A 13,518-nucleotide genomic window follows, 5' to 3' on the forward strand; every position below is an offset into this window, starting at 1 on the left:
CGCCGATGATAGTGGACGGACGTCTGTGAAAGTAGGTCATCGTCAGGCTTTTATTCCGCAAAACCCCGCAGGTATCCCCTGCGGGGTTTTGTCTTTGCGGCGCCGATAATGTGCGGCAGGTTCAAATCCGAATACAGAAAACCCCTCGCGGCTGGCGCCGCGAGGGGTTTTTTGTGCCTTCCGAAAAGCCAGTCCGGCCGGGATAACCTTTTCCTGATCCGATCTGTCCAGGGCGGCCGGCCACCCTCGGCCGCGTCGATCAGAACGAACCTGACCCTGGCGTGCCCACGTACTGCTGGCGATCGATGCCGTGGCGCTGCAGTTTGTCGTAGAAGGTTTTACGAGGAATGCCCAGGGCTTCCAGCGTCGCTTTGACGTCCCCTTGATGTGCAGCCAAGGCGTCGCGTATCAGCTGTGCCTCGAAATGTTCGATGCGCGCCGGCAGGCTCAGGGGGCTTCCTTGGGGAGGGGCCGGATCCGGCACTGGGGCATTGAGCACGCCGAGCACGACGCGCTCGGCAAAGTGGGCGAGTTCGCGCACGTTGCCAGGCCAGTCATGCGTCATGAGATGGTGGCGGATGGAGGCGGGCATCTCGGGGATGTCGCGCTGGAAGCGCCTTGATGCATGGCCAAGATAGTGGGCGAATAGCAGTGGGATGTCTTCGCGGCGCTCACGCAATGGCGGAATGCGGATCGTGACGACGTTCAGGCGGTAGAAGAGGTCTTCGCGAAACTTTGCGCGCACGGCCGGACTGCCAAGATCTTCCTTGGTGGCCGCGACGACGCGCAGGTCCAGGTTGCGCACCTCATTGCTGCCCAGAGGCGTGATCTGGCGCGATTCGAGCACCCGTAGCAGTTTGACTTGCACTGCCAGGGGCATGCTTTCGATTTCGTCCAGGAACAGGGTGCCGCCGCTGGCGTGCTCGATGCGTCCGATGCGTTTCTTTTGCGCACCCGTGAAGGCGCCGGGCTCATGTCCGAAAAGTTCGCTTTCTATGACGCTCTCGGGCAAGGCGCCACAGTTGATTGCAACCAGCGGACGATTCCGCCGCCGGCTGAGGCGGTGCAGCGCGGTGGCCACGACTTCCTTGCCGGTTCCGGTTTCACCTTCCACCAGCACGTCGACATCGGCGTCCGCGATGTGGCGCAGCGTCTGCTTGATGCGTTGCATGGCGGGCGTGGCGCCGATGAAGGGGACCTCGTCGGCGTCGATGGCAAATGCGGCTTCGCGCAGGCGGCGGTTTTCAAGCACCAGGCGGCGCTTTTCGGCGGCGTGCGTGATCGCGGCGATCAGCCTGTCGCCTGGATAGGGCTTCGACAGGAAGTCGTAGGCGCCGTCGCGCATGCATTGCACTGCCATCGCGATGTCGCCGTGGCCGGTAATGAGAATGACCGGGATGTCGGAATCGATGTCACGCAGGCGCTGGAAGAGTTCCAGGCCGTCCATGTCGGGCATGCGGATGTCGGTGACGACGACGCCATCGAAGTCCCGGTCCAGTGCCGCAAGCGCAGCACGCGCGCCTGCGTAGGCCTGGACCGACAGGCCGTGGAGCTTGAGGGTCTGAATGGCGGCGCGGCGCACCTCGTCGTCGTCATCGATGAACACGACGTGCGGCACGAGGGTGCGTCGCAGGCCGTCGTCGGTATCTGGCGGCGCGGGCGTGCTGGATTCAATAGCGCGAGGCATGGGGATCGCTCGAATTGTGGGTCTGATCCGGCGCTTTGCGCAGGGTCAGGATGAATATGGCGCCTCTTCCGGGCGTATGCGGGGAGGATGCGGCGGGATCGGAAGGACGGACGGCGCGCAGTTCGCCGCCGAATTCCGTGACGATGTCGCGGCTGATCACCAGGCCGAGCCCCAGGCCGTCCGGCTTGGTCGTGTGAAAAGGCGTAAAGAGACGGGCGCGGGCTTCGTCGGACAGCCCCGGGCCGTTGTCGTGCACCTGCAGCTGCACGGTTGCTCCCAGGTCCTGCAGAGCCACGGAGATGCGGCCGTCCGGAAGACCATCCAGCGCCTCCAGCCCGTTCTGCAGCAGATTGACCAGCACCTGTTCCAGCCGGACACGATTGGCCTCTACGAGGCAATTCTGGTTCTGGGGCGGGCTCTGCAGGACGACGCCCTGGCGGCGTGCACGGGGCCCGACCAGCAGCAGCGCGCCCGCCAGCGCTTCCATCAGGTCCGTCGGACCCACCGTGGCGCCTGCCTTGCGTGAGAAGGCGCGCAGTTCGCCGGTGATGTGGCCGATGCGTTCGGTCAGGTTTGCGATCGCGCCCAGGTTTTCTTGTGTCGAGGCGGCGTCGTGGCGCCGCAGGAATTCGGCCGCGTTGTCCGCGTAGGCGCGTATGGCAGCCACGGGCTGATTGACCTCGTGTGCAACGCCCGCCGCAACCTGGCCGAGCAAAGCCAGCTTGCTTGCCTGAACCAATTCATCCTTCATGGTGTGCAGCTGGGATTCGGCCCGCTGGCGTTCGTCCATTTCGTCGAGCAGCTTGGCGTTCACATCGCGCAGTTGCGCGGTGCGCTCATCGACCAGTGCCGCGAGTTGTTGGCGGACCGCCGTCTGCTGGGCCGCGCGTTCGTGATTGCGATGGCGGCGATACAGCACGACGCCGACCACTGCGGCAAGCACGCTCTGCGCCAACAGCGCGCCAAGCTGGGCGTTGGCCGTCGCCTGGTTCATGGCCGCCTGTACGGGCGACAGTTGGTGCAGCGTCCAGCCGGGCGATTCGATGACCGGCAGTGTGGTGTGCAGAAGCGGGGCGCCGGCCGCAGCCCGCGGCAGCGCCTGGTCCGCGCGTACGAGCTGGCCGTTGCTGGCGGGGCGCAGGGGAGGGGTGACAGGCAGCAGCTGGAAACGCGCGTCGCCGAACTGCAGGCTGGTGCGCAAGGTTTGCGCCAGGTCGTCAGGCAATGGCGCCAGCACCTGGAAACGCCAGTCGGGGATGTTGCCCAGGAGCACCACCCCGTGTTCGTCGGTCACGAAGATGGCGGCATTGGACTGCCGCCAGTCGGCTTCCAGATCGCGGAAATCCACTTTCAGCACCACCACGCCCAGCATGGCGCCGTCAGTGCCGTCCACGCGGCGCGCCAGATACAACCCGGCTTCATGGCTGATCGTGCCCAGGGCGAAATGTTCCGCCGCGCCATGGCTGACCGACCCCTGGAAATAGGGGCGGAATTCATAATCGACGCCGACGAAGGTGGCGGGCTCGCGCCAATTGCTGGCGGCGATCGCGAGGCCTTTTTTGTCCAGCACGTAGATGGCCGAGGCGCCTACGCCGCGGCTCAGCGCCTCGAGCTTCTCATCCAGCGATTCGATCTGCGCGGCGCTGGCCCCCTGCAGCGCGGCGCGAAGGTCAACGTCCTGAGTCAGCACGAAAGGCAATGCCCTGAACTTGTCCAGGTTGTTGCGCAGGAGGGCCGCGTTGATCTGCCCGCTGCCGCGCGCCTGCACGGTGGCTTCCGTGATCGCGCGATCGCGAGCCCATAGCGTGGCGGCATGCAGGGTGCCGGCCACGATGGCGACCACCAGGAGCACCATGACGACGCGCCACGGCCAGGTCCGGCCGGACAATGGCGTGGGAGTTGGATCAGGTGACGGCGAAATGGGGCTGTTCATGAATGTGCGGTTTTCCGCACATTTTATCCGGTTTTTGTGCGAAATTTCGCCGGATTCGGTGGATCAGATTCTTTGGCGGGGAGGGAAAATTCATATATATCAACTGCTTACTTAGGATTCAACGGCGCGCTCAGCCTTGGCATGCCGATTGCATATACAAGGACAAGCTGCGCGGCATCGTCCCCGCGGTGAAATCGGCCGGCGGCAGACCGCCAGGCCATAAAACAGATAACGCCCCGTCGCCCGCCTCGCCAAGGCTGTGCGGAGCAAGGGGCCCTGGTGGGGACAATCCCAATGATCGAAGTGGATCACAGCGCGCCTGCGCGCAAGCTCAAGTTCTATCAAATCCTGTACGTGCAGGTGATTTTCGCCATCGTGGTGGGCGTGCTGCTGGGCGCATTCAAGCCTGAATTGGGCCAGCAGATGCAACCGTTGGGCGACGCCTTCATCAAGCTGGTCAAGATGATCATCGCACCGGTCATCTTCCTGACCGTGGCTACGGGCATCGCCGCGATGAGCGACCTGAAGAAGGTGGGACGCGTGGCCGGCAAGGCCATGCTGTACTTCCTGGTCTTCTCGACGCTGGCCCTGATCGTGGGCATGATCGTCAGCCATATCGTCCAGCCGGGCGCGGGCATGCACATCGACCCCCACTCCCTGGACCAGAAAGCCGTGTCCGGCTATGTCGCCAAGGCGCATGATTCCACCATCACCGGCTTCCTGATGAACGTGATCCCCACGACCATCTTCAGTCCGTTCGTGGGCGGCGATATCCTCCAGGTGCTGTTCGTGGCGGTGCTGTTCGGCATCTCGCTGGCCATGGTGGGCGAACGCGGCAAGCCGATCCTCAATTTCATGACCGCGCTGGCGCAGCCCATCTTCAAGATGGTCGCGATCCTGATGAAAGCCGCGCCCATCGGCGCCTTTGGCGCGATGGCCTTCACCATCGGCAAGTACGGCATCAAGTCCGTCATCAACCTGGCGATGCTGGTGGGCACGTTCTACGCGACGTCCGTGCTGTTCGTCGTGGTGGTCCTGGGCCTGGTGGCCCGCTACAACGGCTTCTCTATCCTGAAACTGGTTCGCTACATCCGCGAGGAATTGCTGCTGGTGCTGGGCACCAGCTCGTCCGAAGCCGCGTTGCCCACGCTGATGCAGAAGATGGAGCGCGCGGGGTGCTCGAAATCGGTCGTCGGCCTGGTGGTGCCCACCGGCTACTCGTTCAATCTGGACGGCACGAACATCTACATGACGATGGCCGCGCTGTTCATCGCGCAGGCCTGCGACATCCCGCTGTCGCTGGGTGACCAGATCCTGCTGCTGCTGGTGGCAATGCTCAGTTCCAAGGGTGCCGCAGGCGTGACCGGCGCCGGCTTCATCACGCTGGCGGCCACGCTGTCGGTAGTGCCCTCGGTGCCGGTTGCGGGCATGGCGCTGATCCTGGGCGTGGACCGCTTCATGTCGGAATGCCGCGCGCTGACCAACCTGGTCGGCAATGCGACCGCGACCGTCGTCGTGGCGCGTTGGGAAGGCGAACTGGATCAGGAGCAGCTGCATGCGGCCCTGGAAGGCGCTGGCACTCCCGCCGCTGCGCAGCCGCACGTTGCGCTGAGCGAGCCGGCGCGGCAAGGCTGACCGCCAGGCAAAACGATAAAAAAATCCCCCGGCGCCGCAAGGCCCGGGGGATTTTTTCGTGGGAAACGCGCCTCGGTCAGGGCACCTGGATGCCAGCCATGCGCAGCAGGTTGGCGGTTTCAAACAGGGGCAGGCCCATCACCCCTGTGTAGCTGCCGGCGATGTGCGAAATGAAGGTGCCCGCCAGGCCCTGGATGCCATAGGCGCCGGCCTTGCCGAAGGGTTCGCCGCTGTCGCAATAGCGCGCGATTTCTTCCGCGCCGAGATTGCGCATCCGGACTTCGGTGACGGAGACAGCTTCCAGCAGCCGGTCGCCCGTCCAGACGGCGACGGCGGTGCGCACTTCGTGCATAGAGCCGGAGAGGGCGCGCAGGATGCGGATCGCGTCTTCCCGGTCGGCGGGTTTGCCCAGGACATCGCTGTCAAGAATGACGGTCGTGTCGGCAGCCAGCAGGGGGAGCCGCTCCAAGGCTTGCGAGCGGATCCAGTCGCGTCCGCGCAATGCCTTGTCTCGCGCCGTGCGCAGCACATAATCGGCGGCACTTTCGCCGGGATGCTGGGGTTCGTCCTCGCCGGGAGGCGCGGGTACGAGCAGGACCTCGTGCGCCAGGCCGATCTGCGTCAGCAGTTCACGGCGCCGCGGGCTGGCCGAGGCAAGATAGAGGCGTGCGGGAGAAGCGTGGGTATCGGCGGTGTGGGTCATGCGGAACGGGGCGGGCGCCGGGCCGTCCACGGTCAGGCGCGATGATAGGGATGGTTGGTCATGATGGCCCAGGCGCGGTAGAGCTGCTCGGCCAGCACCACCCGCACCATGGGGTGCGGCAACGTCAGCGACGATAGCCGCAACTGGCCGCTGGCGGAGGCTTTCAGGTCCGGATCCAGGCCGTCCGGCCCGCCGACGAGGAATGCGACGTCCTGGCCGCCCGCGCGCCACTGCTCGAGCTTTTGCGACAGCGCCATGGTGGTGAGGTCGCGGCCGCGTTCGTCCAGCGCCAGTCGCAGTGCATTCGACGGCAAGGCGGCTTCGATGCGTTTGGCTTCGGCGGCCATCATCTGGGCGGGCGTCTTGCCCGTGGTGCGGGGTTCCGGCTTGATTTCGCGCAGTTCCAGCGCGCAGTCGGCCGGCAGGCGCTTGGCATAGTCGTCCCAGGCGATTTGAACCCAGTCCGGCATCCGCGTGCCCACCGCTACGACAATCAGTTTCACGACGCGCTCAATCCTCGGCGCTGTCGTAGTCGCCGTCGCTGGCGACCGGCGCGGGGCGGGTGGATTCGGGCAGGAGCTTGACGCGCACCGGCTTGCCGCCCCAAATCTCTTCCAGGTTGTAGTACTGGCGGATGGCGGGCTGCATGATGTGCACGACGACGTCGCCCAGATCGACGACAACCCATTCGCCCGTGTCTTCGCCTTCGATGGTGATGCCCGTGAGGGACATTGCCCGGCCGCGGTCCGCCACGCTGGAAGCGAGGGCGCGGGTCTGGCGGTTGGAGGTGGCGCTTGCAATCACGACGCGGTCGAACAGGCTGGTCAGGTGCGTGGTGTTGAAGACCTTGATGTCTTGCGCCTTGACGTCTTCGAGGGCATCGATGACGGCGCGTTGGAGTTTCTGTATATCCATAGCTGCAAATATAACCCGCGCAAGGGCAGCGGAGGCTGGCCCGGTGGCGCTTTCAGCGCCCCGCGGGTGTGGGTTTATCGGTAAAGATGGTGCGCCGCAATATACGCGGCGACGGGTGCGTCGAGGAGCCCGTCGGTGGGCTCGCCCTGCGCCAGGCGCCGGCGGATGTCGGAAGCCGACACCGGCATGGGGGCAAAGGGAAGCTCGTAAAGCTCATGTCCCAGGCTGGCAAGCCAGTGCGCCAGTTCCGGCGGCGCGCTGAGCGCCGTCCCGGGGCGCGTCGCCACGGCCAGGTCGACCAGCCGGGAGATGTCGCGCCAGTCGCGCCAGGTGCAGAAGTTGGCCAGCTGGTCGGCGCCCAGCAGCCAGACATAGCGGGCGTCCTGGGGCAGGGCGCGCAGGGTGTCGATGGTGTAGGTGGCGCCGCCGCGCTTGATTTCGATGGGATTGACCACCAGTCCGGGGTGCCCTGCGATGGCCAGTTGCAGCATCGCCAGGCGGGCGTCGCCCGACGCGTGCAGCGCGGCCCGTTGCCAGGGATTGGCGGCCGGGATGAGCTGGACCTGAGCAAGACCCAGCGCCTGCAGGGCGTTCTCTGCCAGCGCGATGTGCGCGACGTGGACGGGGTCGAAACTGCCGCCCAGGAGCCCGATTCGTTTCAAACCCAGTCCCGCGGTTTCAGGTAGGCGGCCAGTTCGGCCTCGGGCGTGCCGGCCTGCGGCTGCCAGTCGTAGCGCCATTGCGCAAGCGGCGGCATCGAAAGCAGGATCGATTCGGTGCGTCCGCCGGATTGCAGTCCGAACAGCGTGCCGCGATCGAAGACCAGGTTGAATTCGACGTAGCGGCCGCGGCGGTAGGCCTGGAAGTCGCGCTCGCGCTCGGTGTAGGCGATGCCGCGCCGCTTCTCGACGATGGGCAGGTAGCTGTCCAGGAACGCATCGCCGACGGAACGGGTCAGGGCGAATGAGGCGTCAAAACCCGGCGCGTTCAGGTCGTCGAAGAAGACGCCGCCGATGCCGCGGGTTTCATTGCGATGCTTCAGGAAGAAGTATTCGTCGCACCAGCGCTTGTACCGGGGGTAGTAGTCGGCGCCGTGGGGCGCCAGCGCATCGCGGCACACCGCGTGGAAATGGCGGGCGTCTTCCTCGAACGGATAGTAGGGGGTCAGGTCGATGCCGCCGCCGAACCAGAAAACGTCGGCTTCGTCGTGGCCGGGCCTGGCCGCCGCGACGAACATGCGCACATTCATGTGGGTGGTGGGCACGTAGGGATTGCGCGGATGCAGCACCATCGACACGCCCATGGCTTCCCAGGATCTGCCGGCAAGCTCCGGGCGGTGCGCGCTGGCCGAGGGCGGCAGTTTGGTTCCCTGGACGTGGCTGAACAGCACGCCGGCGCGCTCGAACAGCTTGCCGCCTTCGAGCAGGCGCGACAGCCCGCCGCCGCCTTCGGGCCGCACCCATTCATCGGCGCGGAAGGGGCCGCCTTCGGCGTCCTCAAGCGCGCCGACGATGCGGGCTTGCAGGCCGGTCAGGTAGTCTCTGACGGCGGAGACGGGCAGTGCTTTCATCGGCGGTTCCGGTTACGCGTTGGACTTGGGCTTCTGCTGCGACGGCTTGAGCGCGCGCCAGCCGATGTCGGTGCGGTATTGGCGGCCGTCGAAGTGGATGCCGTCGATGGCTTCGTAGACACGGTCGCGCGCCATCTTGACGGAGTCGCCCAGGGCCGTGACGCACAGCACGCGTCCGCCGGTGGTCTTGGTTTCGTCGCCATCGAGCCTGGTGGCCGCGTGGAACACCATGCAGTCCTCGGCGTCGGCCGGCAGGCCGCGGATGACGTCGCCGGTGCGCGGCGCGTTCGGGTAGTTGTGCGCGGCCAGCACGGCGCCCAGGGCGGTGCGGCGGTCCCAGACGATGTCGGCCTGGTCCAGCGTGCCGTCCACCGCATGCTCAAGGGCGTCGAGCAGATCGCTCTTGACGCGCATCATGATGGGCTGGGTTTCGGGGTCGCCCATGCGGCAGTTGAATTCCAGGGTCTTGATTTCGCGGTCGGGGTCGTCGCCCGGGGCGATCATGAGGCCGGCGTAAAGGAAACCCGTGTAGGGAATGCCGTCGCGCGTCATGCCCTGCACGGTCGGCAGGATGATTTCGCGCATGATGCGGTGGTGCAGTTCCGGCGTGACGATGGGGGCGGGGGAGTACGCGCCCATGCCGCCCGTATTGGGGCCGCGGTCGCCGTCCTGCAGGCGCTTGTGGTCCTGGCTGGTGGCCAGGGCCAGCACGTTGCGGCCATCGCACATGACGATGAAGCTGGCTTCCTCGCCCACCAGGCATTCCTCGATGACGACGCGCGCGCCGGCTTCGCCCATGGAACCGTCGCCCAGCATCGCGTCCACCGCGGCGTGCGCTTCATCCAGGGTGGCGGCGACCACGACGCCCTTGCCGGCCGCCAGGCCGTCGGCCTTGATCACGATGGGCGCGCCTTCCTGGTCGATGTAGGCGTGGGCCTTGGCCGGGTCGGTGAAGGTCTCGTAGCGCGCGGTCGGGATGTTGTGCCTGACCATGAAGGCCTTGGCGTAGTCCTTCGAGCTTTCAAGTTGCGCGGCGGCCTTGGTCGGGCCGAAGATCTTCAGGCCCCGGGCTCGGAACACGTCGACCACCCCGGCCGCAAGCGGCGCTTCCGGACCGACGACCGTCAGGGCGATACCCTCGCGCTGGACGAAATCGGCCAGTTCCTCGGCATTGGTGAGCGGGATGTTCTCCATCTGCTCGGCCCGTTGCGTGCCGCCGTTGCCCGGAGCGACGTACACCTTGTGTACGCGCGGGGAGCGGGCCAGCCGCCAGGCGAGGGCATGTTCGCGGCCGCCCGAGCCAATTACCAGGAGTTTCATGTTGCGTGAGTCTGAGTGGTTGCCAGTCTAGGGCCCGATGAGGACCTAGCCCGTGGAAAAGGCAACGGATCCGATACGGCCGGATCCGGCTTACTCCCTGGCGCAATCGGGTGCGCCGCTTGCGAGCCAGGAAGGAGGATTTACTGCGATTCGTCGAAAATGACGGTGGTATAGACTTCCTGCACGTCGTCCAGGCCTTCCAGGGCGTCGAGCAGTTTTTGCATCTTGATGGCGTCTTCGCCGGCGAGTTCGGTTTCGTTCAGCGCCTTCATGACGATGCCGTCGACCTCGGCCTTCAGGCCGGCGTCGTCGAAGGCCTTGCGCACGGCGGCGTAGTCGGCCGGCGCGCAGACCACTTCGATCACGCCTTCTTCGTCGGTGGCGACGTCTTCGGCGCCGGCCTCGAGCGCGGCTTCCATGACCTGTTCCTCGGGCGTGCCGGGGGCGAACACGAACTGGCCGCAATGCTTGAACATGAAGGCCACGGAGCCTTCCTGGCCCAGGTTGCCGCCATTCTTGGCGAAGGCGTGGCGGACTTCAGCCACGGTGCGGGTGCGGTTGTCGGTCATGCAGTCGACGATGACCGCCGCGCCGCCGATGCCGTAGCCTTCGTAGCGGACTTCCTCGTAGGCGTCGCCGTCGGCGCCGCCGGCGCCGCGCTGGATGGCGCGCTGGATGTTGTCCTTGGGCATGTTGGCGTCGGTCGCCTTGTCCCAGGCCATGCGCAGGCGCGGGTTGCTGTCCGGGTCGGGGCCGCCGGCGCGAGCCGCGACGGTGATTTCACGAATGATCTTGGTCCAGAGCTTTCCGCGCTTGGCGTCTTGGCGCCCTTTGCGGTGCTGAATATTGGCCCATTTGCTGTGTCCGGCCATGGCTTCCCAGGATAAAGTGTCTGCAAAGACGGCATTTTACCGTGCCGGCGGCCCCGCGTCCGGCGCAAGGGCCGCCTGTGTCCATATCGCCACGCGCACAAGCCGGGCGGCAGGCTCTACACTTGGGCATCCCTTTGATTCGCCAAGGTCCGGAGCCGCTCATGCCTAACCCCATCGTCATCGCCAAGAACGCGCAGACCGAGCTGGCGCTGCTGCCGGCCTTGGCCAATCGGCACGGTTGCATCACGGGCGCGACGGGCACGGGCAAGACGGTCACGCTGCAGGTGCTGGCCGAATCCTTTTCCCGCATCGGCACGCCGGTGTTCATGGCGGACGTCAAGGGCGACCTGACCGGCATTTCGCAGGCTGGGGTGCCCACCCCGAAGCTTCAGGAGCGTCTGAAGAGCCTGGGGCTGTCCGAACCCGCGTGGGGCGCCAGCCCGGTCACGCTGTGGGACGTCTACGGAGACCAGGGCCTGCCGGTGCGGGCCACCATCACGGACATGGGGCCGCTGCTCCTGTCCCGCATCCTGGAATTGAACGACACCCAGGAAGGGGTCCTGACCCTGGTTTTCAAGGTGGCCGACGACGAAGGCCAACTGCTGCTGGACCTGAAAGACCTGCGCGCCATGCTCCAGAACGTGGCGGACCGCTCGGCGGAACTGAAGACGCGCTACGGCAATGTGTCGTCGGCCAGCGTCGGCGCCATCCAGCGGGGCCTGCTGGCGCTGGAGTCGCAGGGCGCCGAGAAGTTCTTTGGCGAGCCGATGCTGGACGTTGCCGACCTGATGCGCACGGATGCCCAGGGCAGGGGCTTGGTCAACGTGCTGGCTGCCGACAAGCTGATGCAGGCGCCGCGCCTGTACGCCATCTTCCTGCTCTGGCTGCTGGCCGACCTGTACGAAAAATTGCCCGAGGTGGGCGACATGGACCAGCCCAAGCTGGTGTTTTTCTTCGACGAAGCCCACCTGCTGTTCAATGATGCGCCGCCGGCGCTGCTGACCAAGATCGAGCAGGTGGTGCGCCTGGTCCGTTCCAAGGGGGTGGGCGTTTACTTCGTGACGCAGAATCCGCTGGATATCCCCGACACCGTGCTGGGCCAGTTGGGCAATCGTGTCCAGCACGCCCTGCGGGCATTTACGCCGCGGGACCAGAAAGCCGTCAAGACGGCCGCCCAGACCATGCGCCCCAATCCGGGACTGGATATCGAAGCCGCCATCACCGAACTCGGGGTGGGCGAGGCGCTGGTGTCGCTGCTGGACGCCAAGGGCAGGCCCATGCCAACCGAGCGCGCGTACATCGTGCCGCCCGCCAGCCGGATCGGTCCGGCGACGGACGCCGAACGGCAGGCGCTGCGCCAGGGCAATCCGCTGGCGGCCAAATACGACAAGGCGGTGGACCGCGAGTCGGCCTACGAAATCCTGGCTGGCCGCGCCGCCGTCCCGGCGGACCGTGCGGACGCCAAGGCGGGGGCCGCAAGGCCCGGACAGCCGCAAGCCGAAGAATCGGGCGGCGGACTGATGGACAGCCTGAAGGACGTGCTGTTCGGATCGACGGGGCCGCGGGGCGGCAAGCGCGATGGCGTGGTGCAGACCATGGCCAAGAGCTCCGCCCGCTCCATCGCGCGTGAACTCACGCGCGGAATACTGGGGTCGCTGCTGGGATCGAAAGGTCGCCGCTGAGCCTCATCAGCGGGAATCGGCGCATGGATACCCTTTCCGTTTTGTAACGGGGGTGTTGTGTTGCCATCTTTTATGCCTATGATTTCGGGCGGTCAATCATTGAAAACCAAAGGAAAAAGTGGTGGCTAAGAAACACAGGATTGCAGTGCTTCCGGGAGACGGGATCGGCAAAGAGGTCGTGCCCGAAGGGTTGAAAGTGCTGGACGCCGTGGCGGCTCGCTTCGGCATCGATTTTCAGTGGGATCATTTCGACTGGAGCTGCGACTATTACGCCAAGCACGGCAAGATGATGCCGGACGACTGGAAAGAGCAGATCGGCCAGCATGAAGCGATATTTTTCGGTTCGATCGGCTGGCCTGCCACGGTGCCCGATCACGAGGCGCTGTGGGGCTCGCTCTTCAAGTTCCGCCGTGAATTCGATCAGTACATCAATCTGCGCCCGGTGCGCCTGATGCCGGGCGTGCCGTCGCCGCTGGCCGACCGCAAGCCAGGCGAGATCGATTTCTTCATCGTGCGCGAGAACACCGAAGGCGAATACTCCAACAGCGGCGGCCGCCTGTTCGAAGGCACCGAGCGCGAGGTCGTCATCCAGGAAAGCGTGTTCACCCGCGTCGGCGCCGAGCGCGTGCTGAAGTTCGCATTTGAACTGGCGCAAAAGCGCGGCAAGCACCTGACCGCGGCGACCAAGTCCAATGGCATCTCCATTTCGATGCCTTGGTGGGACGAGCGCGTGGCGGAAATGGCCGGGAACTATCCGGACGTGCGCTGGGACAAATATCACATCGACATCCTGTGCGCGCATTTCGTGCAGCACCCCGACTGGTTCGACGTGGTGGTGGCCTCCAATCTGTTCGGCGACATTCTGTCCGACCTCGGGCCGGCATGCACGGGCACGATCGGCATCGCCCCGTCGGCCAACCTGAATCCCGAGCGCAAGTTCCCGTCGCTCTTCGAGCCGGTTCATGGGTCGGCGCCGGATATTTATGGCAAGGGCATCGCCAACCCGATCGGTCAGATCTGGAGCGGGGCGCTGATGCTTGATTTCTTGGGGTATCCCGATGCGTCGGCCGCCGTCGTGAAGGCGATCGAAACCGTGCTGGCCGATGGGCCGCGGACGCGGGATATGAAAGGCAACGCTTCCACCGTCGATGTCGGCAACGCGATCGCGTCGCTGGTTCGAGGCGGTTAAGAGCTTCGGGCC

General features: G+C 65.6%; 12 protein-coding genes. 3 read left to right on the top strand and 9 right to left on the bottom strand.

Annotation, left to right across the window (positions count from 1 at the left end; all coding sequences use genetic code 11):
* Nucleotides 1–259: 259 nt before the first annotated feature.
* Together ABE485_RS24945 and ABE485_RS24950 are read right to left on the bottom strand one after the other, a co-directional pair.
* Nucleotides 260–1,687 (bottom strand): sigma-54-dependent transcriptional regulator, encoded by a 1,428-nt coding sequence (locus ABE485_RS24945; RefSeq protein ID WP_346517927.1) that lies wholly within the window; start codon nucleotides 1,685–1,687, stop codon nucleotides 260–262.
* Nucleotides 1,671–3,620, bottom strand: coding sequence for a sensor histidine kinase (locus ABE485_RS24950; RefSeq protein ID WP_346517928.1), 1,950 nt, complete (start codon nucleotides 3,618–3,620; stop codon nucleotides 1,671–1,673). The genes ABE485_RS24945 and ABE485_RS24950 overlap by 17 nt, the downstream gene beginning before the upstream one ends.
* A 294-nt stretch (nucleotides 3,621–3,914) precedes the next feature.
* Here ABE485_RS24950 and ABE485_RS24955 point away from each other — a divergent pair, with 294 nt between their 5' ends.
* Nucleotides 3,915–5,255 (top strand): dicarboxylate/amino acid:cation symporter, encoded by a 1,341-nt coding sequence (locus ABE485_RS24955; RefSeq protein ID WP_346517929.1) that lies wholly within the window; start codon nucleotides 3,915–3,917, stop codon nucleotides 5,253–5,255.
* A 76-nt stretch (nucleotides 5,256–5,331) separates the two neighbouring features.
* Here ABE485_RS24955 and ABE485_RS24960 read toward each other — a convergent pair whose 3' ends face one another.
* The 7 genes from ABE485_RS24960 to ABE485_RS24990 all read right to left on the bottom strand — a co-directional run bounded on the left by ABE485_RS24960 (nucleotide 5,332) and on the right by ABE485_RS24990 (nucleotide 10,635).
* Complete coding sequence (locus tag ABE485_RS24960; RefSeq protein WP_346517930.1) at nucleotides 5,332–5,958, bottom strand: Maf family protein; 627 nt, start codon at nucleotides 5,956–5,958, stop codon at nucleotides 5,332–5,334.
* Between the two features lie 32 nt (nucleotides 5,959–5,990).
* Nucleotides 5,991–6,461 carry a 23S rRNA (pseudouridine(1915)-N(3))-methyltransferase RlmH gene (gene rlmH / locus ABE485_RS24965; protein ID WP_346517931.1) on the bottom strand — a complete coding sequence of 157 codons (471 nt, stop codon included), beginning with the start codon at nucleotides 6,459–6,461 and terminating at the stop codon, nucleotides 5,991–5,993.
* A 7-nt stretch (nucleotides 6,462–6,468) separates the two neighbouring features.
* Nucleotides 6,469–6,873: a ribosome silencing factor gene (gene rsfS, locus ABE485_RS24970; RefSeq protein WP_346517932.1), complete on the bottom strand. Its 405-nt coding sequence runs from the start codon at nucleotides 6,871–6,873 to the stop codon at nucleotides 6,469–6,471.
* A gap of 74 nt (nucleotides 6,874–6,947) precedes the next feature.
* Nucleotides 6,948–7,535 (bottom strand): nicotinate (nicotinamide) nucleotide adenylyltransferase, encoded by a 588-nt coding sequence (nadD, locus tag ABE485_RS24975; protein WP_346517933.1) that lies wholly within the window; start codon nucleotides 7,533–7,535, stop codon nucleotides 6,948–6,950.
* Complete coding sequence (gene hemF / locus ABE485_RS24980) at nucleotides 7,532–8,443, bottom strand: oxygen-dependent coproporphyrinogen oxidase (RefSeq protein ID WP_346517934.1); 912 nt, start codon at nucleotides 8,441–8,443, stop codon at nucleotides 7,532–7,534. The genes nadD and hemF overlap by 4 nt, the downstream gene beginning before the upstream one ends.
* 12 nt (nucleotides 8,444–8,455) lie before the next feature.
* On the bottom strand, nucleotides 8,456–9,763 hold the full coding sequence (gene purD, locus ABE485_RS24985; protein WP_346517935.1) for a phosphoribosylamine--glycine ligase: 1,308 nt from the start codon (nucleotides 9,761–9,763) through the stop codon (nucleotides 8,456–8,458).
* Nucleotides 9,764–9,903: 140 nt separating this feature from the next.
* Nucleotides 9,904–10,635 (bottom strand): YebC/PmpR family DNA-binding transcriptional regulator, encoded by a 732-nt coding sequence (locus ABE485_RS24990; RefSeq protein ID WP_346517936.1) that lies wholly within the window; start codon nucleotides 10,633–10,635, stop codon nucleotides 9,904–9,906.
* Between the two features lie 161 nt (nucleotides 10,636–10,796).
* On the opposite strand from ABE485_RS24990, the gene ABE485_RS24995 reads away from it, so the two are divergent.
* Together ABE485_RS24995 and ABE485_RS25000 are read left to right on the top strand one after the other, a co-directional pair.
* Entirely contained in the window at nucleotides 10,797–12,317 is a 1,521-nt protein-coding gene (locus tag ABE485_RS24995) for a helicase HerA-like C-terminal domain-containing protein (RefSeq protein ID WP_346517937.1), read from the top strand.
* A 121-nt stretch (nucleotides 12,318–12,438) separates the two neighbouring features.
* The gene (locus ABE485_RS25000; RefSeq protein ID WP_346517938.1) at nucleotides 12,439–13,506 is read left to right on the top strand and encodes a tartrate dehydrogenase; all 1,068 of its coding nucleotides are present in this window, start codon (nucleotides 12,439–12,441) and stop codon (nucleotides 13,504–13,506) included.
* Nucleotides 13,507–13,518 lie beyond the last annotated feature (12 nt).

The organism is Achromobacter spanius, from assembly GCF_039673305.1.
Taxonomy (GTDB): Bacteria; Pseudomonadota; Gammaproteobacteria; order Burkholderiales; family Burkholderiaceae_B; genus Achromobacter; species Achromobacter spanius_F.